The 20,402-nt window shown below is 73.0% G+C and carries 20 protein-coding genes; 11 read left to right on the top strand and 9 right to left on the bottom strand.

Annotation, left to right across the window (positions count from 1 at the left end):
- Positions 1-134: 134 nt before the first annotated feature.
- Positions 135-938: a purine-nucleoside phosphorylase gene (locus ACFW1I_RS24325; RefSeq protein ID WP_384673503.1), complete on the bottom strand. Its 804-nt coding sequence runs from the start codon at positions 936-938 to the stop codon at positions 135-137.
- 193 nt (positions 939-1,131) lie between these two features.
- Positions 1,132-1,569: a gamma-glutamylcyclotransferase gene (locus ACFW1I_RS24320; RefSeq protein WP_031012990.1), complete on the bottom strand. Its 438-nt coding sequence runs from the start codon at positions 1,567-1,569 to the stop codon at positions 1,132-1,134.
- A 232-nt stretch (positions 1,570-1,801) separates the two neighbouring features.
- On the opposite strand from ACFW1I_RS24320, the gene ACFW1I_RS24315 reads away from it, so the two are divergent.
- Entirely contained in the window at positions 1,802-3,241 is a 1,440-nt protein-coding gene (locus ACFW1I_RS24315) for an NAD(P)H-quinone dehydrogenase (protein ID WP_384673501.1), read from the top strand.
- 189 nt (positions 3,242-3,430) lie between these two features.
- Positions 3,431-4,393, top strand: a complete 963-nt coding sequence (locus tag ACFW1I_RS24310) for a DeoR/GlpR family DNA-binding transcription regulator (RefSeq protein ID WP_384673498.1) — start codon at positions 3,431-3,433, stop codon at positions 4,391-4,393.
- 125 nt (positions 4,394-4,518) lie between these two features.
- Here the strand turns inward: ACFW1I_RS24310 and ACFW1I_RS24305 are convergent, their stop codons facing one another.
- Complete coding sequence (locus ACFW1I_RS24305) at positions 4,519-6,273, bottom strand: acetyl/propionyl/methylcrotonyl-CoA carboxylase subunit alpha (RefSeq protein ID WP_384673495.1); 1,755 nt, start codon at positions 6,271-6,273, stop codon at positions 4,519-4,521.
- 373 nt (positions 6,274-6,646) lie between these two features.
- Here ACFW1I_RS24305 and ACFW1I_RS24300 point away from each other — a divergent pair, with 373 nt between their 5' ends.
- The gene (locus tag ACFW1I_RS24300; RefSeq protein ID WP_384673493.1) at positions 6,647-7,114 is read left to right on the top strand and encodes a hypothetical protein; all 468 of its coding nucleotides are present in this window, start codon (positions 6,647-6,649) and stop codon (positions 7,112-7,114) included.
- 7 nt (positions 7,115-7,121) lie between these two features.
- Here the strand turns inward: ACFW1I_RS24300 and ACFW1I_RS24295 are convergent, their stop codons facing one another.
- The 3 genes from ACFW1I_RS24295 to ACFW1I_RS24285 form a co-directional block, all read right to left on the bottom strand.
- Positions 7,122-7,742 carry a nucleoside triphosphate pyrophosphatase gene (locus ACFW1I_RS24295; RefSeq protein ID WP_384673490.1) on the bottom strand — a complete coding sequence of 207 codons (621 nt, stop codon included), beginning with the start codon at positions 7,740-7,742 and terminating at the stop codon, positions 7,122-7,124.
- Between the two features lie 13 nt (positions 7,743-7,755).
- Positions 7,756-7,884 carry a morphogenic membrane protein MmpB gene (mmpB, locus tag ACFW1I_RS24290; RefSeq protein WP_384673488.1) on the bottom strand — a complete coding sequence of 43 codons (129 nt, stop codon included), beginning with the start codon at positions 7,882-7,884 and terminating at the stop codon, positions 7,756-7,758.
- Between the two features lie 116 nt (positions 7,885-8,000).
- Positions 8,001-8,666 carry a TetR/AcrR family transcriptional regulator gene (locus tag ACFW1I_RS24285; RefSeq protein WP_384673486.1) on the bottom strand — a complete coding sequence of 222 codons (666 nt, stop codon included), beginning with the start codon at positions 8,664-8,666 and terminating at the stop codon, positions 8,001-8,003.
- Between the two features lie 36 nt (positions 8,667-8,702).
- Here ACFW1I_RS24285 and ACFW1I_RS24280 point away from each other — a divergent pair, with 36 nt between their 5' ends.
- Positions 8,703-10,094 carry an MFS transporter gene (locus ACFW1I_RS24280; RefSeq protein ID WP_384673484.1) on the top strand — a complete coding sequence of 464 codons (1,392 nt, stop codon included), beginning with the start codon at positions 8,703-8,705 and terminating at the stop codon, positions 10,092-10,094.
- A gap of 62 nt (positions 10,095-10,156) precedes the next feature.
- Here the strand turns inward: ACFW1I_RS24280 and ACFW1I_RS24275 are convergent, their stop codons facing one another.
- Positions 10,157-10,369 carry an acyl-CoA carboxylase epsilon subunit gene (locus ACFW1I_RS24275; RefSeq protein ID WP_384673482.1) on the bottom strand — a complete coding sequence of 71 codons (213 nt, stop codon included), beginning with the start codon at positions 10,367-10,369 and terminating at the stop codon, positions 10,157-10,159.
- Between the two features lie 20 nt (positions 10,370-10,389).
- Positions 10,390-11,994: an acyl-CoA carboxylase subunit beta gene (locus tag ACFW1I_RS24270; protein WP_384673480.1), complete on the bottom strand. Its 1,605-nt coding sequence runs from the start codon at positions 11,992-11,994 to the stop codon at positions 10,390-10,392.
- Positions 11,995-12,128: 134 nt separating this feature from the next.
- On the opposite strand from ACFW1I_RS24270, the gene ACFW1I_RS24265 reads away from it, so the two are divergent.
- The 5 genes from ACFW1I_RS24265 to hutH all read left to right on the top strand — a co-directional run bounded on the left by ACFW1I_RS24265 (position 12,129) and on the right by hutH (position 17,948).
- On the top strand, positions 12,129-12,980 hold the full coding sequence (locus ACFW1I_RS24265) for a biotin--[acetyl-CoA-carboxylase] ligase (RefSeq protein WP_384673478.1): 852 nt from the start codon (positions 12,129-12,131) through the stop codon (positions 12,978-12,980).
- Positions 12,981-13,095: 115 nt separating this feature from the next.
- On the top strand, positions 13,096-14,268 hold the full coding sequence (locus ACFW1I_RS24260) for an adenylate/guanylate cyclase domain-containing protein (RefSeq protein WP_384673476.1): 1,173 nt from the start codon (positions 13,096-13,098) through the stop codon (positions 14,266-14,268).
- Positions 14,269-14,319: 51 nt separating this feature from the next.
- Positions 14,320-15,108: an enoyl-CoA hydratase/isomerase family protein gene (locus ACFW1I_RS24255; protein ID WP_384673474.1), complete on the top strand. Its 789-nt coding sequence runs from the start codon at positions 14,320-14,322 to the stop codon at positions 15,106-15,108.
- An 85-nt stretch (positions 15,109-15,193) separates the two neighbouring features.
- On the top strand, positions 15,194-16,327 hold the full coding sequence (locus ACFW1I_RS24250; protein WP_384673472.1) for a diguanylate cyclase domain-containing protein: 1,134 nt from the start codon (positions 15,194-15,196) through the stop codon (positions 16,325-16,327).
- A gap of 79 nt (positions 16,328-16,406) precedes the next feature.
- Positions 16,407-17,948, top strand: a complete 1,542-nt coding sequence (hutH, locus tag ACFW1I_RS24245; protein WP_384673511.1) for a histidine ammonia-lyase — start codon at positions 16,407-16,409, stop codon at positions 17,946-17,948.
- A 236-nt stretch (positions 17,949-18,184) separates the two neighbouring features.
- Here the strand turns inward: hutH and ACFW1I_RS24240 are convergent, their stop codons facing one another.
- Positions 18,185-18,448: a hypothetical protein gene (locus tag ACFW1I_RS24240; protein WP_384673509.1), complete on the bottom strand. Its 264-nt coding sequence runs from the start codon at positions 18,446-18,448 to the stop codon at positions 18,185-18,187.
- A gap of 114 nt (positions 18,449-18,562) precedes the next feature.
- Between ACFW1I_RS24240 and ACFW1I_RS24235 the strand changes: the two genes are divergently transcribed.
- Together ACFW1I_RS24235 and ACFW1I_RS24230 are read left to right on the top strand one after the other, a co-directional pair.
- Complete coding sequence (locus tag ACFW1I_RS24235) at positions 18,563-18,922, top strand: hypothetical protein (RefSeq protein ID WP_384673469.1); 360 nt, start codon at positions 18,563-18,565, stop codon at positions 18,920-18,922.
- Positions 18,923-19,115: 193 nt separating this feature from the next.
- A complete protein-coding gene (locus ACFW1I_RS24230; protein WP_384673466.1) occupies positions 19,116-20,387 on the top strand; it encodes an Ig-like domain-containing protein in 1,272 nt (423 codons plus the stop codon).
- The last annotated feature ends 15 nt before the right edge of the window (positions 20,388-20,402 follow it).

Raw genomic sequence — 20,402 nt, 5'->3', positions numbered from 1 at the left:
GGCCGTACGGGGGCCCGGGGGCTCCCCCCCGGTTTCGGGAAGGGGCGGGGTGGGGGAGAAGCCCCGCGCAGCGGCCCCGCCCCTGGGCCCGCGCCCCCGCCGCCCGCCCATTCAGGCCACCGGTCGGCGAAGAATCAGATCCGGTCGAGAACCCGCGTCAGCAGTTCACCCATCCGCGCCGCCGAGTCCCGCCCCGCCTGGAGGACCTCCTCGTGGTTCAGCGGCTCGCCCGACAGGCCCGCCGCCAGGTTGGTGACGAGCGAGATGCCGAGGACCTCCGCGCCGGCCTCGCGCGCCGCGATGGCCTCCAGGACGGTGGACATGCCGACGAGGTCGCCGCCGAGCACCCGCACCATGTTGATCTCGGCGGGGGTCTCGTAGTGCGGGCCGGGGAACTGGACGTACACGCCCTCCTCCAGCGTCTCGTCGACCTCCTTGCACAGCGCCCGCAGCCGCGGCGAGTACAGGTCCGTCAGGTCGACGAAGTTCGCGCCGACGATCGGCGAGGCGGCCGTCAGGTTGATGTGGTCGGAGATGAGGACCGGCTGGCCGGGGCGCATGCCCTCGCGCAGACCGCCGCAGCCGTTCGTCAGGACGACGGTCTTCACGCCGGCGGCGACGGCCGTGCGGACGCCGTGGGCGACGGAGGCGACGCCGCGGCCCTCGTAGAAGTGGGTGCGGCCGAGGAAGACCAGGGCGCGCTTCTCACCGATCTTGTACGAGCGGATCTTGCCGCCGTGGCCCTCGACGGCCGGCGGCGGGAAGCCCGGGAGCTCGGTGACGGGGAACTCGGCCTCGGGGGCGCCCAGGGCGTCGACGGCCGGGGCCCAGCCGGAGCCCATGACCAGGGCGACGTCGTGGTTCTCGACTCCGGTCAGCTCGCGCAGGCGCGCGGCGGCGGCGTCGGCGGCCTCGTACGGGGTGGCAGTAGCGTTCACTGGCTCTTCTCGCCTCGGGGAGGGGGTCCGAGGGAGGTGACCCCGGACGGAATTCGTTCGCGAAGAAGCCTAGCCCGAGAATTCCTACGCGCGTAGATGACGGCGCGGACGGACATGCGATCGTTGTCTTGTCGTTTCCGACAAACGCACGCGAACCAAGCGCACGCGAACCGAACACACGCGCGGCGCGGCGTCAGCACGGCCGCTTGCGGATCTCCATCACGTAGTCGTGCGGCGCGCCCGCCGACTCCGCCGCGTCGGCGACCTCGCCGAGGTAGCGGGCGGACGGCAGCCCGCCCTCGTACGCGTTGAGCACGTACACCCAGGCCGGCTCGTCCCCGTCGAGGGTGTGCACCCGGACCCGCATCCGCCGGTAGATGTCGAGCCCGACGCCCTCCCAGCGGTCCATCGAGTCCTCGTCCATCGGGGCGATGTCGTACAGCGCCACGAAGACCTGCTGGCGCGGGGCCTCCACGAGGGTGGCGAGCGCCCCCTCCCAGCCCATCTGCTCGCCGCCGAAGGTGAGCCGCCAGCCGTTCAGCCAGCCGGTGCCGCGCAGCGGGGAGTGCGGGGCGCGGCGGCTCATCAGCCGCGCGTCGAGGTTGCCGGCGTAGGCGGCGTAGAGCGACATGGGACCGAGGGTACGGGAGTGGCTCCGGTATCCGGTGAACACCGAGGTGGGGGCCGCGGGGGCGGATCGGGGCCCGTGCGGGGGCGCGTTCGCGGGCCCCGGCGCGAGGGAGTCCGCCGCGTGCGGGAGAATGGGGTACGCACTTGAAGCGTGCGGGACAATGGCGTACGCACTGCAGCCCAGCGGGGGCCGCACACCCCCGGCAGAACGAGAGCGCGAGGCGTAGATCCCAGTGACCCGGATCGTGATCATCGGCGGCGGACCCGGCGGATACGAGGCTGCCCTGGTGGGCGCCCAGCTCGGCGCGGAGGTGACCGTCGTCGACTGCGACGGCCTCGGCGGCGCGTCCGTCCTGACCGACTGCGTCCCCTCCAAGACCCTGATCGCCACCGCCGAGGTGATGACCACCTTCGACTCCTCGTACGAGGAGCTGGGCATCATCGTCGCGGACGACACCCCGCACATCGAGCAGGCCGCCCGCGTCGTCGGCGTGGACCTCGGCAAGGTCAACCGACGGGTGAAGCGGCTCGCGCTCGCCCAGTCGCACGACATCACCGCCTCCGTCACCCGGGCCGGCGCCCGGGTGCTGCGCGGCCGCGGCCGGCTCTCGGGCCGGCAGGCCGTGGACGGCTCCCGTCAGGTGATCGTGACGGCGGCCGACGGCACCGAGGAGACGCTGACCGCGGACGCCGTGCTGATCGCGACCGGCGGCCACCCGCGCGAGCTGGCCGACGCCAAGCCGGACGGCGAGCGGATCCTGAACTGGACCCAGGTCTACGACCTGAAGGAGCTCCCGGAGGAGCTCATCGTGGTCGGTTCCGGTGTGACCGGCGCCGAGTTCGCCGGCGCCTACCAGGCCCTCGGCTCCCGCGTCACGCTGGTCTCCAGCCGCGACCGCGTGCTCCCGGGCGAGGACCCGGACGCGGCCGCCGTCCTGGAGGACGTCTTCCGGCGCCGCGGCATGAACGTCATGGCCCGCTCGCGCGCCGAGTCCGCCAAGCGGGTCGGCGACCGGGTCGAGGTCACCCTCGCGGACGGCCGGGTCATCTCCGGCACCCACTGCCTGATGGCGGTCGGCGCGATCCCGAACTCCGCCGGCATGGGCCTGGAGGAGGCCGGGGTCAAGCTCAAGGACTCCGGCCACATCTGGACCGACAAGGTCTCCCGCACCTCCGCCCCCGGCGTGTACGCGGCCGGCGACGTCACCGGCGTCTTCGCCCTGGCCTCGGTCGCCGCCATGCAGGGCCGGATCGCCATGTACCACTTCCTCGGCGACGCGGTGGCCCCGCTCAACCTGAAGACGGTCTCCTCGAACGTCTTCACCGACCCCGAGATCGCCACCGTCGGCTACACCCAGGCCGACGTCGACGCCGGCAAGATCGACGCCAAGGTCGTCAAGCTGCCCCTGCTGCGCAACCCGCGCGCCAAGATGCAGGGCATCCGGGACGGCTTCGTCAAGATCTTCTGCCGCCCCGGCACCGGCATCGTGGTCGGCGGCTGCGTCGTCGCCCCCCGGGCGAGCGAGCTGATCCACCCCATCTCGATCGCGGTCGACAACAATCTGACGGTCGAACAGATCGCAAATGCTTTCACCGTGTACCCCTCCCTGTCGGGCTCGATCGCCGAAGTGGCACGGCAGTTGCACACCCGAAAGACCTCGGGCGAGGGCTGAGGCCGGCGGCGATCACCGGTCCCGCCTGCGGGAACGGTTCGCCGACTCGGACAACCCCCGGCACAACGGGGCATAGAACGATCAATGGCGGGGCTCTCCATACCACTTGGGAGCCCCGCCCGTGTGCATCTTCCGCAATCCGGTCCATAGTGCTGAAAAGCAACGGCGGCGCACGTTACTGTCAGTTTCGTGTTCGCTGCAGAACGTCGCCAGTTGATCCTCGAAATGGTGCGAGCCAATGGGGCCGTGTCGCTCCGCGAGCTCGCCCGCGTCGTCCAGACCTCCGAAGTGACCGTGCGCCGCGACGTACGGGCCCTGGAGGCAGAAGGACTCCTCGACCGCCGGCACGGCGGTGCGGTGTTGCCGGGCGGATTCACGCGAGAATCCGGCTTCCCGCAGAAATCCCATCTCGCGACCGCGGAGAAGACGGCCATCGCCGACGTCGCCGCGAGCCTGGTCGAAGAGGGCGAGGCCATCGTCGTCGGCGCCGGGACCACCACCCAGGAGCTGGCCCGCCGGCTCGCCCGGGTGCCCGGGCTGACCGTGGTCACCAACTCGCTGCTGGTCGCCCAGGCCCTGGCGCACGCCAACCGGGTCGAGGTCGTCATGACCGGCGGCACCCTGCGCGGCTCCAACTACGCCCTGGTGGGCAGCGGGGCCGAGCAGTCGCTCCAGGGGCTGCGCGTCTCCCGCGCCTTCCTCTCCGGCAGCGGGCTCACCGCCGAGCGCGGGCTCTCCACGTCCAACATGCTCTCCGCGAGCGTGGACCGGGCGCTGGTGCAGGCCGCCGCCGAGGTCGTGGTCCTCGCCGACCACACCAAGCTCGGCACCGACACCATGTTCCAGACGGTGCCGACCGACGTGATCACCCGCCTGGTCACCGACGAGCCCCCGCCGCACGACGAGCGGGCCGCCTCCGAGCTCCAGGCCCTCGCCGACCAGGGCGTGCAGATCGCCGTGGCCGGTACGGGGCAGGGCGGCGTCCCCGCCGGCGAGCAGCTGCCGCCGGGCGTCCGGGGCCGCCGCGAGATGCCGCTCCCCGTCCAGCGCGGCGGCAGGATCCCGGCCGGCCAGTTCCGCGGCCCCGGCCCCGGCCTGGGCGCCGAACCCCTGGAGCGCACGGCGCGCGTCGCGGACCTGCGCCGCCGCTGAGCCCGTAGCCCACCCCGTACCACCCGGGTCGTCCCCGTACGCAGTGAGCCGCCGCCCCTTCCCGTACCCCGCATACGGCGAAGGGCCCCCAGGCGGCTGCCTGCGGGCCCCTCGTGCGCGGGAACTCAGCCCTTGATCTCGCAGATGCCGGCGCCGGACGTCACCGACGCGCCGACCTCGGCGCTCAGGCCCGTCACGGTGCCCGCCTTGTGCGCGTTGAGCGGCTGCTCCATCTTCATGGCCTCCAGGACGACGATCAGGTCGCCCTCCTTGACCTCCTGGCCCTCCTCGACCGCGACCTTCACGATCGTGCCCTGCATGGGCGAGGCGAGGGTGTCGCCCGAGGCGGTCGGGCCGGACTTCTTGGTGGCGCGGCGCTTCGGCTTGGCACCGGCGGCCAGACCCGTGCGGGCCAGGGACATGCCGAGCGACGACGGGAGGGAGACCTCCAGGCGCTTGCCGCCGACCTCGACCACGATCGTCTCGCGGCCGGCCTCGTCCTCGTCCGCGTCGGCACCGGCCGGGGCGAACGGCTTGATCTCGTTGACGAACTCCGTCTCGATCCACCGGGTGTGGACCCGGAACGGGTCCGCGGTGAACGCCGGGTCGACCACCACGGCCTGGTGGAACGGGATGGCCGTGGCCATGCCCTCGACCTTGAACTCGGCGAGCGCGCGGGCGGCGCGCTGCAGCGCCTGCTCACGGGTGGCGCCGGTGACGATCAGCTTGGCGAGGAGCGAGTCCCAGGCCGGGCCGATGACCGAGCCGGACTCGACGCCCGCGTCCAGACGGACGCCGGGGCCGGTCGGCGGCTGGAAGAGGGTGACCGTGCCGGGGGCCGGGAGGAAGTTGCGGCCCGGGTCCTCGCCGTTGATGCGGAACTCGAAGGAGTGACCGCGCACGGCCGGGTCGCCGTAGCCGAGCTCCTCGCCGTCGGCGATCCGGAACATCTCGCGGACCAGGTCGATGCCGGTGACCTCCTCGGTCACCGGGTGCTCCACCTGCAGACGGGTGTTGACCTCCAGGAAGGAGATCGTCCCGTCGAGGCCGACGAGGAACTCGACCGTGCCGGCGCCGACGTAGCCGGCCTCCTTCAGGATCGCCTTCGACGCCGCGTACAGCTCGGCGTTCTGCTCCTCCGTCAGGAACGGCGCGGGGGCCTCCTCGACGAGCTTCTGGTGGCGGCGCTGGAGCGAGCAGTCACGGGTCGAGACGACGACCACGTTGCCGTGCTGGTCGGCGAGGCACTGGGTCTCGACGTGACGCGGCTTGTCGAGGTAGCGCTCGACGAAGCACTCGCCGCGGCCGAAGGCGGCGACGGCCTCGCGGACGGCGGAGTCGTACAGCTCCGGGACCTCTTCGAGGGTGCGGGCGACCTTGAGGCCGCGGCCGCCGCCGCCGAAGGCCGCCTTGATGGCGATCGGCAGGCCGTGCTCCTCGGCGAAGGCGACGACCTCGTCCGCGCCGGAGACCGGGTCGGGGGTGCCCGCGACGAGCGGGGCGCCCGCGCGCTGGGCGATGTGGCGGGCGGCCACCTTGTCGCCGAGGTCGCGGATGGCCTGCGGCGGCGGGCCGATCCAGGTCAGCCCGGCGTCGATCACGGCCTGGGCGAACTCCGCGTTCTCGGAGAGGAACCCGTAGCCGGGGTGGATGGCGTCCGCGCCGGCGTCCTTCGCGGCCTGGAGCACCTTGGCCATGTCCAGGTAGCTGGTGGCCGGGGTGTCACCGCCCAGGGCGAACGCCTCGTCGGCCGCGCGGACGTGCAGAGCGTCCCGGTCCGGGTCGGCGTAGACGGCTACGCTGGCGATCCCGGCATCCCGGCAGGCACGGGCGACACGAACAGCGATTTCGCCACGGTTGGCGATGAGCACCTTGCGCACGATGGCTCCCTCCTTGAAACAAGCTGAGTTTAGGGACTGCCGACACGGCCCCTCGACCCGTCCCCAAGGGTGAGCTTGCCCACACGGAGTGTGACGCGGCGGTCGCTCGGGTCGTGAAATCCCTTGTCGCACCACGGTACGCAGGGTTTCTTGACGGCACAGTAGCTCCGCGGTGTGGCGCAGGTCTCTGTTAGCGGAGCCAGTCGCCATTCGGGTTTCTTTGTCGAGTCCCTACGAATGGCTCAATGATTCTTTGCCGGACCGCCGCCCTTCGGCCATCGTGCGCGAACTCTTGTCCGGAGGTTTACCGGCCAGTAGCCTTCGCGCTGTCGACCGTACTGTCGGTAACAGGCGAATTCAGGGGGTGGCCGAGGTGGCCCGCAGACCGATCGCGCTCGTCACGGCCGCCGTGCTCCTCGTGGAGGCGCCCGCCATCGTCGGCATCAACGCGATCATGGCCCGGTTCGTGGAGGTCCAGTCGATGTCCCTCGACGGACTGGACCCCGATCACATGGTCACCGGCACCTGGGCCCTCGGCATCGGCTCCGGCCTCGCCCTCGCGCTCTGCGCCCTCGTCGCCCTCGTCGCGGGCGTCCGCGACCGCGGCCCCGGCCGCTTCGGCCGCGGGCTGCTGATCGGCTGCGCGGTCGTCCACGGTCTGCTCGGCGCCGTCGCGGCCGCCCTGATCGGCTGGGGCGCCTTCGCCGTCCTGATGACCGTCGTCGGGCTGATCGTGCTCACCCTGGTGATGTACGGGAAGGAGCCCGCCGGAAGGCCGGCGGCGGAGAAGCCGGCGGCCGGGAAGTCCGCGGCCGGGGAGGCCGGGGCCGCGACCGCCTGACGGGGGCTCAGGACCAGAGCTCGGTGATGCCCACGTCGAGCTTGGCGAGGAGCCGGCGCAGCAGCGGCAGCGAGAGGCCGATGACATTGCCCGGATCGCCGTCGATGCCCTCGATGAACGGCGCCGACCGGCCGTCCAGGGTGAACGCGCCCGCCACGTGCAGCGGTTCGCCGCTCGCCACGTACGCCGCGATCTCCTCGTCCGTCGGCTCGCCGAACCGCACCACCGTGGAGGCCGTGGCCGACTCGTACCGCTTCGCCGCCGTGTCGTAGACGCAGTGGCCGGTCTGCAGGATGCCGACCCGGCCGCGCATCTCCTTCCAGCGGGCGGTGGCCTCGCCGGCGTCGGCGGGCTTGCCCAGGGCGCGCCCGTCCAGCTCCAGGACCGAGTCGCAGCCGATCACCAGGGCGCCGCTCGCCTCCGGGCGGGCGGCGACGTGGGCCGCCTTGGCCTCGGCGAGCGCCAGCGCGAGCTCGGCCGGGGTCGGGGCGTGGACCTTGTCCTCGTCGACGCCGCTGACGATCACCTCGGGTGCGAGGCCGGCCTGGCGGAGCAGGCCGAGCCGGGCGGGGGAGGCGGAGGCGAGGACGAGCCGGCGGGGCGTGCCGCCCGGGTGATCAGCAGTCATGGGGGCAGCGTACTCAGCGCGCGCCGATGACGAGCATCAGGACGACGATGGCCAGCGCCAGGAGTACGCCCGATCTGCGGAGCATCTCCTGGGTCTCGCGCAGGAACTTCGGCGGCTTGTTCTCCGGGTCGGACCACAGCATGCCCCCGATCCTGCTGCCGGGACGGCCGGAGCGCCTGAGTACGGATACTCAAGCACCCCGGGAATCCGCCCCCGGGTCGCCTCCGGGGTTGTCCCAGGGTCGCCTCCGGGTCGCCCTCAGGGGACGTACGCACCGGCCGCCGCGGCCGCCAGGGCGGTCGTGACGGCCCGCTCGGCGTCGGCGGCGGTCAGCTCCTCCTGGGTGATGGCGAAGCGGTAGTAGAGCGGCGCGGAGACGGCCCGGAGCAGTTCCAGCGGGTCGGTGCCGGCGGGCAGTTCGCCGCGCGCGGCCGCCCGCTCGGCGACCGGGGCCCATTCGGCCAGCCGGGTGCGGTAGAAGCCGTGGAGGGCCCGGGCGCAGCCCTCGTCGCAGGCGGCGGCGGCGATGACGGCGCGGAAGACGGCGCCCATCCGCGGGTCGGTGAGCGTCTCCCGGACGAGCGCGGCGTTGGCGCGCAGGTCCCCGGCGAGGGTGCCGGTGTCGGCGGCGGGCCGGGACTGCTCGGCCATGTCGGTCAGCAGGTCGGCGACGAGGCCGACGGGGCTGCCCCAGCGGCGGTAGACGGTGGTCTTGCCGACGCCGGCGGCGGCGGCGATCTGGTCCATGTTCAGGGTGGGGAAGCCGCCGGTGGCGAGGGTCTCCTGGGTGGCGTCGAGGACGGCCCGGCGCACTTTGGCGGTACGGCCTCCGGGGCGCTGGGTGCCGGGCACGGCCGACGGGCTCTCGCTCAAATGGGTCTCCTGTTCCGTTAAGGCGGCTCGGTCTGCTACGGTCTCGTTCATCTTAACGGAACCAGTCTCCCATTAAGGGGTCCCGTCATGGTCGCCCTCGACGCTCCTCCCGTCGCCGCCCCGGCCGCCCGCATGGACGGACGGATGCGGCTCGTCCTCGTCGTCCTCCTCGTCGCCCAGTTCATGCTGGCCGTCGACTTCTCGATCCTGAACGTCGCCCTCCCCGTCATCGGCGAAGGACTCGGCTTCTCCCTCGGCGGGCTGCAGTGGATCGCCACCGCCTTCGCCCTCGCCGCCGCCGGCTTCACCCTCCTCTTCGGACGCCTCGCCGACCTCCTCGGCCGCCGCCGCGTCTTCCTCGGCGGCATGGCCGTCCTCGGCGCCGCCTCCCTCGCCGGCGGCCTCGCCACCATCCCCGAACTCCTCATGGCCGCCCGCGTCGCCCAGGGCCTCGCCACCGCCGCCGTCACCCCGGCCGGCCTCTCCCTGCTCACCTCCGCCTTCCCCGAGGGCCCGCTCCGCGACAAGGCCCTCGGCCTCAACGGCGCCCTGATGTCCGCCGGCTTCACCACCGGCGCCGTCCTCGGCGGCGTCCTCACCGACCTGCTCTCCTGGCGCTGGGCCTTCTTCGTCAACGTGCCGGTCGCCCTCGCCGTCCTGCTCGTCGCCCCCGCCGTCATCAAGGAGAGCCGCCCCGCCGCCCGCCCCCGGCTCGACGTCCCCGGCGCGGTCACCGTCACCGGCGGCCTGCTCGCCCTCGTCCTCGGACTCACCGCCGCCGGCGAGCACGGCTGGGCCGCCCCCGGCACCCTCGTCCCGCTCGCCGCGGCCGCCGCCCTGCTCACCGCCTTCCCCTTCGTCGAGCGGCGCTCCGCCGAGCCCCTCGTCCCGCTCCGGATCCTCCGGCGCCGTACCGTCGTCTGGGGCAACCTCGCCGGCCTCGCCGCCTTCGCCACCGAGACCTCACTGGTCTTCCTGATGACCCTGCACCTGCAGGACGTGCTCGGCTTCTCCCCGCTCGCCGCCGGCCTCTCCTTCGGCGTCCTCGGCGCCGGCACCGTCCTCGGCGGCCTGCTCGCCCCCCGCTTCCTCGGCCGCTTCTCGCCCCGCGCCGCCCTCGTCGCCGGCGGGGCCCTGCAGGCCGCCGCCACCCTCGCCCTCCTCGGCATCGGCGACGGGCGGAGCACCTACGGACTGCTCCTCGCGGCCACCTTCGCCGGCGGCGTCGGCAACATGCTCGCCATCGTCGGCTTCATGGTCACCGCCACCTCCGGCCTCCCCGACAGCGAGCAGGGCATGGCCACCGGCATCGCCACCATGACCCAGCAGATCGGCATCACCCTCGGCACCCCGGTGATGAGCGCCGTGGTCGTCACCGCCGCCACCCTCCCCGGCGGCATCGCCCGCGCGGTCGCCGTCAACGCGGCCCTCGTCCTCCTCGCCGCCCTCGCCTCCGCCGTCTTCCTCAGGAAGCGTTGAGCGGGCACGACGAAGGCCGGACCCCCCGCACACGGGGTCCGGCCTCCGCCGTACACACGCCTCTACGCCGGCCAGTAGGACCGCGCCCAGGCCCGCGGGCCCGGCCGCTGCCGTACCGCGCGCGCGATCCGCGCCGGATCCGACCAGCCCTCCGGTACCGCCGGGCCGCCGTCCCGCGCGGCCGCCGCCGCCGTGGCCGCGGCCCGGGCCTGGACCACCGCCAGTGCGGCGGCCAGCTCCTCGGGCGTCGGGTTGCCTCGTACGACCTTGATCATCGTGCTGTCCCTCCCGAGGGCTAGAGCGGGATGTTGCCGTGCTTCTTCGGCGGCAGGGATTCCCGCTTCGTCCGGAGCTGACGCAGCGCCTTCACGATCTGCGGGCGGGTGTCCGACGGCAGGACCACCCCGTCGATGTAACCGCGCTCGGCCGCGATGTACGGGTTGAGCAGGGTGTCCTCGTACTCCTGGATCAGCCGCGCCCGCACCGCCTCGACGTCCTCGCCGTTCGCCTCCGCCTCCGCGATCGTCCTGCGGTGCAGGATGTTGACGGCGCCCTGCGCGCCCATGACCGCGATCTGCGCCGTCGGCCACGCCAGGTTCAGGTCGGCGCCCAGGTGCTTGGAGCCCATGACGTCGTACGCGCCGCCGAACGCCTTGCGGGTGATGACCGTGATCAGCGGGACGGTCGCCTCGGCGTACGCGTAGATCAGCTTCGCGCCGCGCCGGATGATGCCGCCGTACTCCTGGTCCACGCCCGGCAGGAAGCCCGGCACGTCCACGAAGGTCAGCACCGGGATGTTGAAGGCGTCGCAGGTGCGCACGAACCGCGCGGCCTTCTCCGAGGCGTTGATGTCCAGACAGCCCGCGAACTGCATCGGCTGGTTGGCGACGATGCCGACCGGGAAGCCCTCCACCCGGCCGAAGCCGGTCAGGATGTTCGGCGCGAACAGCGCCTGCGTCTCCAGGAACTCGCCGTCGTCCACGACGTGCTCGATGACCTTGTGCATGTCGTACGGCTGGTTCGCCGAGTCCGGGATCAGCGCGTCGAGTTCCAGGTCCTCGTCCGACACCTCGGTGTCCGCCGTCTCCGGGAAGGCCGGCGCCTCGGAGAGGTTGTTCGACGGCAGGTACGAGAGCAGCTGCTTCACGTACTCGATGGCGTCCTTCTCGTCACCCGCCATGTGGTGCGCCACGCCCGACGTCGTGTTGTGCGTCCGGGCGCCGCCCAGCTCCTCGAAGCCCACGTCCTCGCCGGTCACCGTCTTGATGACGTCCGGACCCGTGATGAACATGTGCGAGGTCTGGTCCACCATCACCGTGAAGTCGGTGATCGCGGGGGAGTACACCGCGCCGCCCGCGCACGGGCCCACGACCAGCGAGATCTGCGGGATCACGCCCGACGCGTGGGTGTTGCGGCGGAAGATCTCGCCGTACATGCCGAGCGCGCTCACACCCTCCTGGATGCGGGCGCCGCCGGAGTCGTTGATGCCGACGACCGGGCAGCCGGTCTTCAGCGCGAAGTCCATCACCTTGATGATCTTCTGCCCGTACGTCTCGCCGAGCGCGCCGCCGAAGACCGTGAAGTCCTGCGAGAACACCGCGACCGGACGGCCGTCGACCGTGCCGTAGCCGGTCACCACACCGTCGCCGTACGGCCGGTTCTTCTCCAGGCCGAAGTTGGTCGACCGGTGCCGGGCCAGCTCGTCCAGCTCCACGAAGGAGCCCTCGTCGAGCAGCAGGGCGATCCGCTCACGCGCGGTCAGCTTGCCCTTCGCGTGCTGCTTCTCCACCGCGCGCTCCGAGCCGGCGTGCGTGGCCTCGCCGATGCGGCGCTTCAGATCCGCGATCTTGCCCGCGGTCGTGTGAATGTCGATCTCGTACTGCTCTGCCGGCTCGGACATCGGGATGCGGCTCCCTGCCTGGTCACGGGGGGTTCGTTGACTGCGAATGGGCTACTGACGGCCTACTGGTCCGTAGCGTATCGGCGCCGGTACGGCAGCGCAGTGCGGTCTATCCCACACCTAGTCTGGCTTGCATGACGTCCTCCCACGCATCAGGCGGACCCTGGTCCGACCTCGAACGGCCCCCGCTCAACGCCCGCGCCCTGCGCCAGGCACTGCTCCTCCCGGACGGCCTCTGGACCTCCCTCGACGTGGTCCCCACCACCGGCTCCACCAACTCGGACCTCGCCGCCCGCGCCGACGCACTGCCCGAGGGCGCCGTCCTCGTCGCCGAGGAGCAGACCTCCGGTCGCGGCCGGCTCGACCGCACCTGGAGCGCCCCCGCCCGCTCCGGGCTCTTCCTCTCCGTCCTGCTCAAGCCCGACGTGCCCGTGCACCGGCTCGGCTGGCTGCCGCTGCTCACCGGCGTCGCCGCCGCCACCGGCCTGGTGAAGGCCGCCGGCGCCGACGTCTCCCTCAAGTGGCCCAACGACCTCCTGGTCACTGTGGACGGCGAGGAGCGCAAGGCCGGCGGCATCCTCGCCGAGCGGGCCGGCGCGGACGGCGTCGTCGTCGGCCTCGGCCTCAACGTGTCGCTGCGCGCCGACGAACTGCCGGTCCCCACGGCCGGCTCCCTGCTCCTCGCGGACGCCGTCTCCACCGACCGCGACACCCTGCTCCGGGCCGTCCTCCGCTCCCTGGCCGACTGGTACGGCGCCTGGACGCGGGCCGGCGGCGACCCCGAGGCGTCCGGTCTCCAGGCCGCGTACAAGGCGCACTGCTCCACCCTCGGCCGCCGGATCCGCGCCGACCTGCCGGGCGAGCGGATGCTGGAGGGCGAGGCGGTCGCCGTCGACGGCGACGGGCGCCTGGTCGTCGCCACCGAGGGCGGCGGCACCGATGCGGTCGGCGCCGGCGACATCGTCCACCTGCGCGCGGCGGACTGATCCCCCGGCCGTTCCGGCGTGAGCCAGCCCACACCTGTCGTATCGTGGAGCGCGATCCAGGCGAACAGATCGGCAGGACAGTGGGCAGCGGCAGGGAACGGGCAGGAGGCGGCCGGTGACCGTCGACGACGCGAACACGGGAGACGGCCGGTCCGAGCCCCCCGAGCCGTCCGGGACGGCCGCCGAGCCCTCGGCGTACCCGACCCCGCACCACGCCGTCGACCACACGGTCGAGCCGACCGACGACCCGCTCGCCATCCGCCTCGAACAGCTCATCCTCGGCGCCGACCGCCGCTACACCCCCTTCCAGGCCGCCCGCACCGCCGGCGTCTCCATGGAGCTGGCCTCCCGCTTCTGGCGGGCCATGGGATTCGCCGACATCGGACAGGCCAAGGCGCTCACCGAGGCCGACGTGCTCGCCCTGCGGCGGCTCGCCGGCCTCGTCGAGGCGGGGCTGCTCAGCGAGCCGATGGCGGTGCAGGTGGCCCGCTCCACCGGGCAGACCACCGCCCGGCTGGCCGAATGGCAGATCGACTCCTTCCTGGAGGGCCTGACCGAGCCGCCCGAGCCCGGCATGACCCGCGCCGAGGTCACCTACCCGCTGGTCGAGCTGCTCCTGCCGGAGCTGGAGGAGTTCCTGATCTACGTGTGGCGGCGGCAGCTCGCCGCCGCCACCGGCCGGGTCGCGCAGGCCGCCGACGACGAGGAGATGGTCGACCGGCGGCTCGCCGTCGGCTTCGCCGACCTCGTCGGCTTCACCCGCCTCACCCGCCGCCTGGAGGAGGAGGAGCTGGGCGAGCTGGTCGAGGCCTTCGAGACCACCTGCGCCGACCTGGTCGCCGCGCACGGCGGCCGGCTCATCAAGACCCTCGGCGACGAGGTGCTGTACGCGGCGGACGACGCCGGCATCGCCGCCGAGATCGCGCTCCGGCTGATCGAGACCCTCAGCCAGGACGAGACCATGCCGGCGCTGCGGGTCGGCATCGCCTTCGGCACCGTGACGACCCGGATGGGCGACGTCTTCGGCACCACCGTGAACCTGGCCAGCCGGCTCACCTCGATAGCGCCGAAGGACGCCGTCCTGGTCGACAGCGCCTTCGCCGAGGAGCTGACCCGCACCGGCGAGGTGCCCCGCTCCGAGGCCGAGGCGGCGGAGGAGGCGGCCCGCGCGGAGAAGGAGGGCCGGGCCCCGGAGACGTACCGCTTCGCGCTCCAGCCGATGTGGCAGCGGTCCGTCCGCGGCCTCGGCGTCGTGGAGCCCTGGCTCCTGAACCGCCGCCCGACCTAAGATCCCTCCCGGTGAACATGTGAACCGTCGTTAACCGGGAGGGCGCAGGAGATGTCCGAGCAGCGTTTTGGTGAGTTCGTGCTGGTCCGCAAGGAGGGGCACGTCGCCGAGTTCGTCCTCGACCGGCCCAAGGCGATGAACGCGGTCTCCTCCGAGATGGCCCGCTCCATCGGCGAGGCGTGCGCGGCGCTCGCCGCCGACCGGGAGGTTCGGGTCACCGTCCTGACCTCCTCGAACGACCGGGCCTTCTGCGTCGGCGCCGACCTGAAGGAGCGCAACTCCTTCACCGACGCCGAGCTGGTCCGCCAGCGGCCCACCGCCCGCGGCGCCTACACCGGCGTCCTGGAGCTGCCCATGCCGACCGTGGCGGCCGTGCACGGCTTCGCCCTCGGCGGGGGCTACGAGCTGGCGCTCTCCTGCGACGTCATCGTCGCCGACGCCACCACCGTCGTCGGCCTCCCCGAGGTCTCCGTCGGCGTCATCCCGGGCGGCGGCGGTACGCAGCTGCTGCCGCGCCGGGTGGGCGCCGCGCGCGCCGCCGAGCTGGTCTTCACGGCGCGCCGGGTGGAGGCGGCCGAGGCCGCGGAGCTCGGCCTGGTGGACGTCGTCGCGGAGGACGCCCGGACGGCCGCCCTGGAGCTGGCCGGGCGGATCGCCGCGAACTCGCCGGTCGGGCTGCGCGCCGCGAAGAAGGCGATGCGGCTGGGGCAGGGCCTGGACCTGCGGGCCGGCCTGGAGGTCGAGGACGCGGCCTGGCGCTCGGTGGCCTTCTCCGCCGACCGGGCGGAGGGCGTGGCGGCGTTCAACGAGAAGCGGAAGCCGGAGTGGCCCGGCGAGTGACCCAAGTGATCCCATTTTGTACCAGATGTCACTTTCTGTGACGTCTCGGTGGGGAAAACGGATCAAACCTCCCTAAGCTGGAGGAATGGGTGAGGATGTGCGGCTGCGGGCCGTGGTGGCGCTGGCGCAGGGGATGGCGGCGGCGCACACCCCGCGCGAGTTCTGGCGGGCCGCGGCGCTCGGAGCGTCCGCCGGTCTGGACGGGAGCTTCGGCGCCCTGTCGGTCTGGGAGCGGGACCACGGGCGGCTGAGGGTGCTGGTGAACGCCGGGGACCGGGCCGTCGGCGAGGAGGAGTTCCCGGACGCGGAGACGTATCCGGTCCACCAGTTCCCCGAGATCACCGAGTTCCTGCACGAGCGGTGGGCGGTCGGCGCGGGCCCGCACGCCTGGGTCGAGAGCGCCGACGCGCCCGTCCTGACCGGCCGGGTGGCCGGCCTCCGCCGTCGAGGGAGGTGCTGCTGCGTGGTCGCCCCGATCGTGCTGCACGGGCGGGCCTGGGGTGAGCTGTACGTGGCCCGGCCCGCGGGGGCGAAACCTTTCGCCGCCGCGGACGCGGACTTCGCGAACGTCCTCGCGGCGGTCGTCGCGGCCGGCATCGCCCAGGCCGAGCGCCTGGAGGAGGTCCGCAAGCTCGCCTTCACCGACCCGCTCACCGGCCTCGCCAACCGGCGCGCGGTCGACGCCCGCCTCGACGAGGCCATCGAGCGCTACCGCGCCGACGGCTCGGTCGTCAGCCTCGTGGTCTGCGACCTCAACGGCCTCAAGCGCGTCAACGACACCCACGGCCACGCCGTCGGCGACCGCCTCCTGGAGCGCTTCGGCTCCGTCCTCTCGCGCTGCGGGGCCCGTCTCCCCGGCGCCCTCGCGGCCCGGCTCGGCGGCGACGAGTTCTGCCTCCTGGCGGTCGGCCCGACCGCCGACGAGGTGGTCGCGGTGGCGGAGGAGCTCTGCGTCCGCGCGGCCGAGCTGGAGCTCGGCGAGGGCGTCGCCATCGGCGTCGCCTCCACCGGCGACCCCATCGGCCCCCTGAAGTCCGCCCGCCGGCTCTTCCGGCTCGCCGACGCCGCCCAGTACCAGGCCAAGGCGGCCCGCTCGGCGAAACCGGTGGTGGCCGGCCGGGACGGCACCGTCATCCGCCTCGCCGACGCCCCGCCCGGGGTCCGCGACCGGCGCCGCTTCCGCGACGCCCCGACGGTGGAGCTCCCGCCGGAGCCGTAAGGGGCCGTCCCGGTGGGGGACGGTGACAGATTGCCTAGTGACAGGTCGGTCTTCAATCCGTAGGGTGCTGAATATGGATATGCAGACAGTCGTTCTCGGCACGTCCGGCACGACCCCGCAGGACGTCATCGCCGTCGCCCGCCACGGCGCTCGTGTCGAGCTGTCGGAGGAGGCCGTCGCGGCGCTCGCCGCCGCCCGCGCCGTCGTCGACGCGCTCGCCGCCAAGCCCGAGCCCGTCTACGGCGTCTCCACCGGATTCGGCGCCCTCGCCACCCGGCACATCGACCACGAGCTGCGCACCCAGCTCCAGCGGAACATCGTCCGCTCGCACGCCGCCGGCATGGGCCCGCGCGTCGAGCGCGAGGTCGTCCGCGCCCTGATGTTCCTGCGGCTCAAGACCGTCGCCTCCGGCCACACCGGCGTCCGCCCCGAGGTCGCGCAGACCATGGCCGACGTCCTCAACGCCGGCATCACCCCGGTCGTCCACGAGTACGGCTCCCTCGGCTGCTCCGGCGACCTCGCCCCGCTCTCCCACTGCGCCCTCGCCCTCATGGGCGAAGGCGACGCCGAGGGCCCCGACGGCACCGTGAAGCCCGCCGGCGAACTGCTCGCCGCCGCCGGCATCGAGCCCGTCGTCCTGCGCGAGAAGGAGGGCCTCGCCCTCCTCAACGGCACCGACGGCATGCTCGGCATGCTGATCATGGCCCTCGCCGACCTCGACACCCTCTACAAGTCGGCCGACGTGACCGCCGCGCTCTCCCTCGAAGCCCTCCTCGGCACCGAGAAGGTCCTCGAACCCGAGCTGCACGCCATCCGCCCCCACCCCGGCCAGGCCGCCTCCGCCGCCAACATGCTGGCCGTCCTCAAGGGCTCCGGCCTCACCGGCCACTTCCAGGCCGGCGAAGCCCCGCGCGTCCAGGACGCCTACTCGATCCGCTGCGCCCCGCAGGTCGCCGGCGCCGGCCGCGACACCATGGCCCACGCCCTGCTCGTCGCCGAGCGCGAGCTCGCCGCCGCCGTCGACAACCCGGTCGTGCTGTCCAGCGGCGAGGTCCGCTCCAACGGCAACTTCCACGGCGCCCCGGTCGCGTACGTCCTCGACTTCCTCGCCATCGCCGCCGCCGACCTCGGCTCCATCGCCGAGCGCCGCACCGACCGGCTCCTCGACAAGAACCGCTCGCACGGCCTGCCGCCCTTCCTCGCCGACGACGCCGGCGTCGACTCGGGCCTCATGATCGCCCAGTACACCCAGGCCGCCCTGGTCAGCGAGATGAAGCGGCTCGCCGTCCCGGCCTCCGCCGACTCCATCCCGTCCTCGGCGATGCAGGAGGACCACGTCTCCATGGGCTGGTCCGCCGCCCGCAAGCTGCGCACCGCCGTCGGCAACCTCGCCCGGATCATCGCCGTCGAGCTGTACGCCGCCACCCGCGGCATCGAGCTGCGCGAGGGCCTCACCCCCGCCCCCGCCTCGCGGGCCGCCATCGACGCGCTGCGCGCCGCCGGCGTCGAGGGCCCCGGCCCGGACCGCTTCCTCGCGCCCGACCTGGCCGCCGCCGACGCCTTCGTCCGGGAGGGCCGCCTGGTCGCCGCCGTCGAGCCGGTCACCGGCCCGCTGGCCTGACACACGGCCGAGGGGCGCCCCCCCCCGGGGGGGGCCCCCGCCCCGTGCCGGATACCTCGAATGCTCCGCCCCCCCGGCCCCGCCTAGCCCCCCCCCCCCCAACCCCGCCCCCCCCCCCTTCGGCGGGGCGGCCCGCGGGGTCCCCGCCGACGAGCGGGCCCCCGCCCCGTGGGAGAACCACCGGCCGGGGGCCCCCCCCCGCCGGGGGCGGCCCTCAGCCGTGTCCGGAAGCCGTCCTAGGACGCGCGCCCGTGCCGCCGCATCGCCAGCGCCACGAACCCGGCGCCCACCCCGAGGAACCCCGACCCGCCCAGCACGTAGGCGGTCGTGTCCGGGCCGCCGGTCTCGGCCAGCCGGCCGGTCGCGGGCGCGGTGCTCCCGCTCCGTACCCCCGCCCCGGCCGCGCTGTCGGAGGCGTTCGCCGAGGGGACGAACCAGAGGGCGCACAGCAGGGTCCCCGCCGCGGTGGCGGTCAGCAGCGGGCGTCGGGCGGCGGACACGTCGATCTCGATCTCCCTCACGGAAAGCCCCGCGGGACTCCGCGGTGGCCAGATGCTAGTGAACCCAGCGGGTCGCGGGAAAGCCGAGGCCGGGCAGACCCTACGCTCCCAGCCATGAGCACCTCCGAGACCACCGGTACCGAGACCACCACCCGTCACGTCCGCCTCCGCGTCGACATCGTCCTGGAGATCGACGGGCCCGCCGAGCTGACCGCCGCCGCCGAGGGGCGGATCGACTCCGACGAGTTCATGCCGGCCGACGAGCGGGACCACGCCCGCGCCTCCGTCCAGGAGGACCCCTCCGAGGCCCTCGCGTACCTGGTGGAGCCCTTCGACCTCGTCCGCGACCTGCCCGGCGTCGAGCTCGTCCAGGCCGCCTGGAGCAGCGAGGAGATCGAGTACGACCCCGACTCCATGGAGTGGGAGCTCGACGAGGAAGATGAGGCCGAGGAAGACGACGACGACCGGCCGTAGCGGCGGTACGGACCGCCCTGTCCGCGGGCCCCGGGACGGCGTCCCGGGGCCCTTTCGCGCCGGTGCGCGGCGAACCGGGAACCGGAAGGCGCCCCCGCGCGTGTCGATCAGTGGTGTTCCCCACAAACCCCCCGGTACCGGAACCGGCGGGGTGTCATGGGTGTTCTGATGGATTGACAGGGAATCGGCGACGATGGAGAAGCGTGTGATGACGGTCGGCAAGCGCAGCAGGAGCCTGGCCGCGGCGGCGGCGGTGCTGAGCGGCGTACTCGTGCTCTCGGCCTGCAACGACGACGACCCGGCCGGCGCGGCCGCGGCCGGATCGCCCACCGCCACGTCACAGGCCCAGGTCGACGAGGCCGCCGAGCAGAAGACCTCCAAGGCGCAGATCACCATCTCGCCGGAGAACGGCGCGCAGAACGCCTCCATCAACAACGACGCCAAGGTCGCCGTCACCGAGGGCAAGCTCACCGAGGTCACCATGACCTCCGCCGAGGGCACCGAGGTCAAGGGCGAGATAGCGGCCGACGGCCTCTCCTGGAAGCCGACCGGCCAGCTGGAGCGCGCCACCGTCTACAAGATCGCCGCCACCGCCGTCGACGCGGGCGGCCTGGAGGCGCACGAGAACTCCTCCTTCACCACCGTGTCGAAGGAGAACAGCTTCATCGGCAACTTCACCCCCGAGGACGGCTCGACCGTCGGCGTGGGCATGCCGGTCTCGATCAACTTCAACAAGGCGATCACCGACAAGAAGGCCGTCCAGAGCGGCATCACGGTCTCCTCCAGCTCCGGTCAGGAGGTCGTCGGCCACTGGTTCAACTCGACCCGCCTCGACTTCCGCCCGGACGACTACTGGAAGGCCGGCTCGAAGGTCACCCTCAAGCTCGACCTCGACGGCGTCGAGGGCGCCGACGGCGTCTACGGCGTCCAGCAGAAGACCGTCACCTTCACCGTCGGCCGCAGCCAGGTCTCCACGGTCGACGTCGAGAAGAAGACGATGACCGTCGTGCGCGACGGCAAGGTGCTCCGGACCATCCCGATCTCCGCCGGCTCCCCGGACAACACCACCTACAACGGCCAGATGGTGATCTCCGAGAAGTTCAAGGAGACCCGGATGAACGGCGCCACCGTCGGCTTCACCGACTCCGACGGCAAGGGCGAGTACGACATCAAGGACGTGCCGCACGCCATGCGCCTGTCCACCTCCGGCACCTTCATCCACGGCAACTACTGGGGCGCCCGCTCCATCTTCGGTTCCGTGAACACCAGCCACGGCTGCGTCGGCCTCGCCGACGTCAAGGGCGCCGGCGACCCCAACCAGATGGCCGCCTGGTTCTACGACCAGTCGATCACCGGCGACGTCGTCATCGTCAAGAACTCCAAGGACAAGACGATCGCCCCCGACAACGGCCTCAACGGCTGGAACATGAACTGGTCGGCCTGGAAGGCCGGCTCGGCGGTCTGACCCGCCGCACGGCTC

Source organism: Streptomyces sp. NPDC058955, from assembly GCF_042741435.1.
Lineage (GTDB): Bacteria > Actinomycetota > Actinomycetes > Streptomycetales > Streptomycetaceae > Streptomyces.
This window is presented reverse-complemented; position numbering and strand designations above follow the sequence as displayed.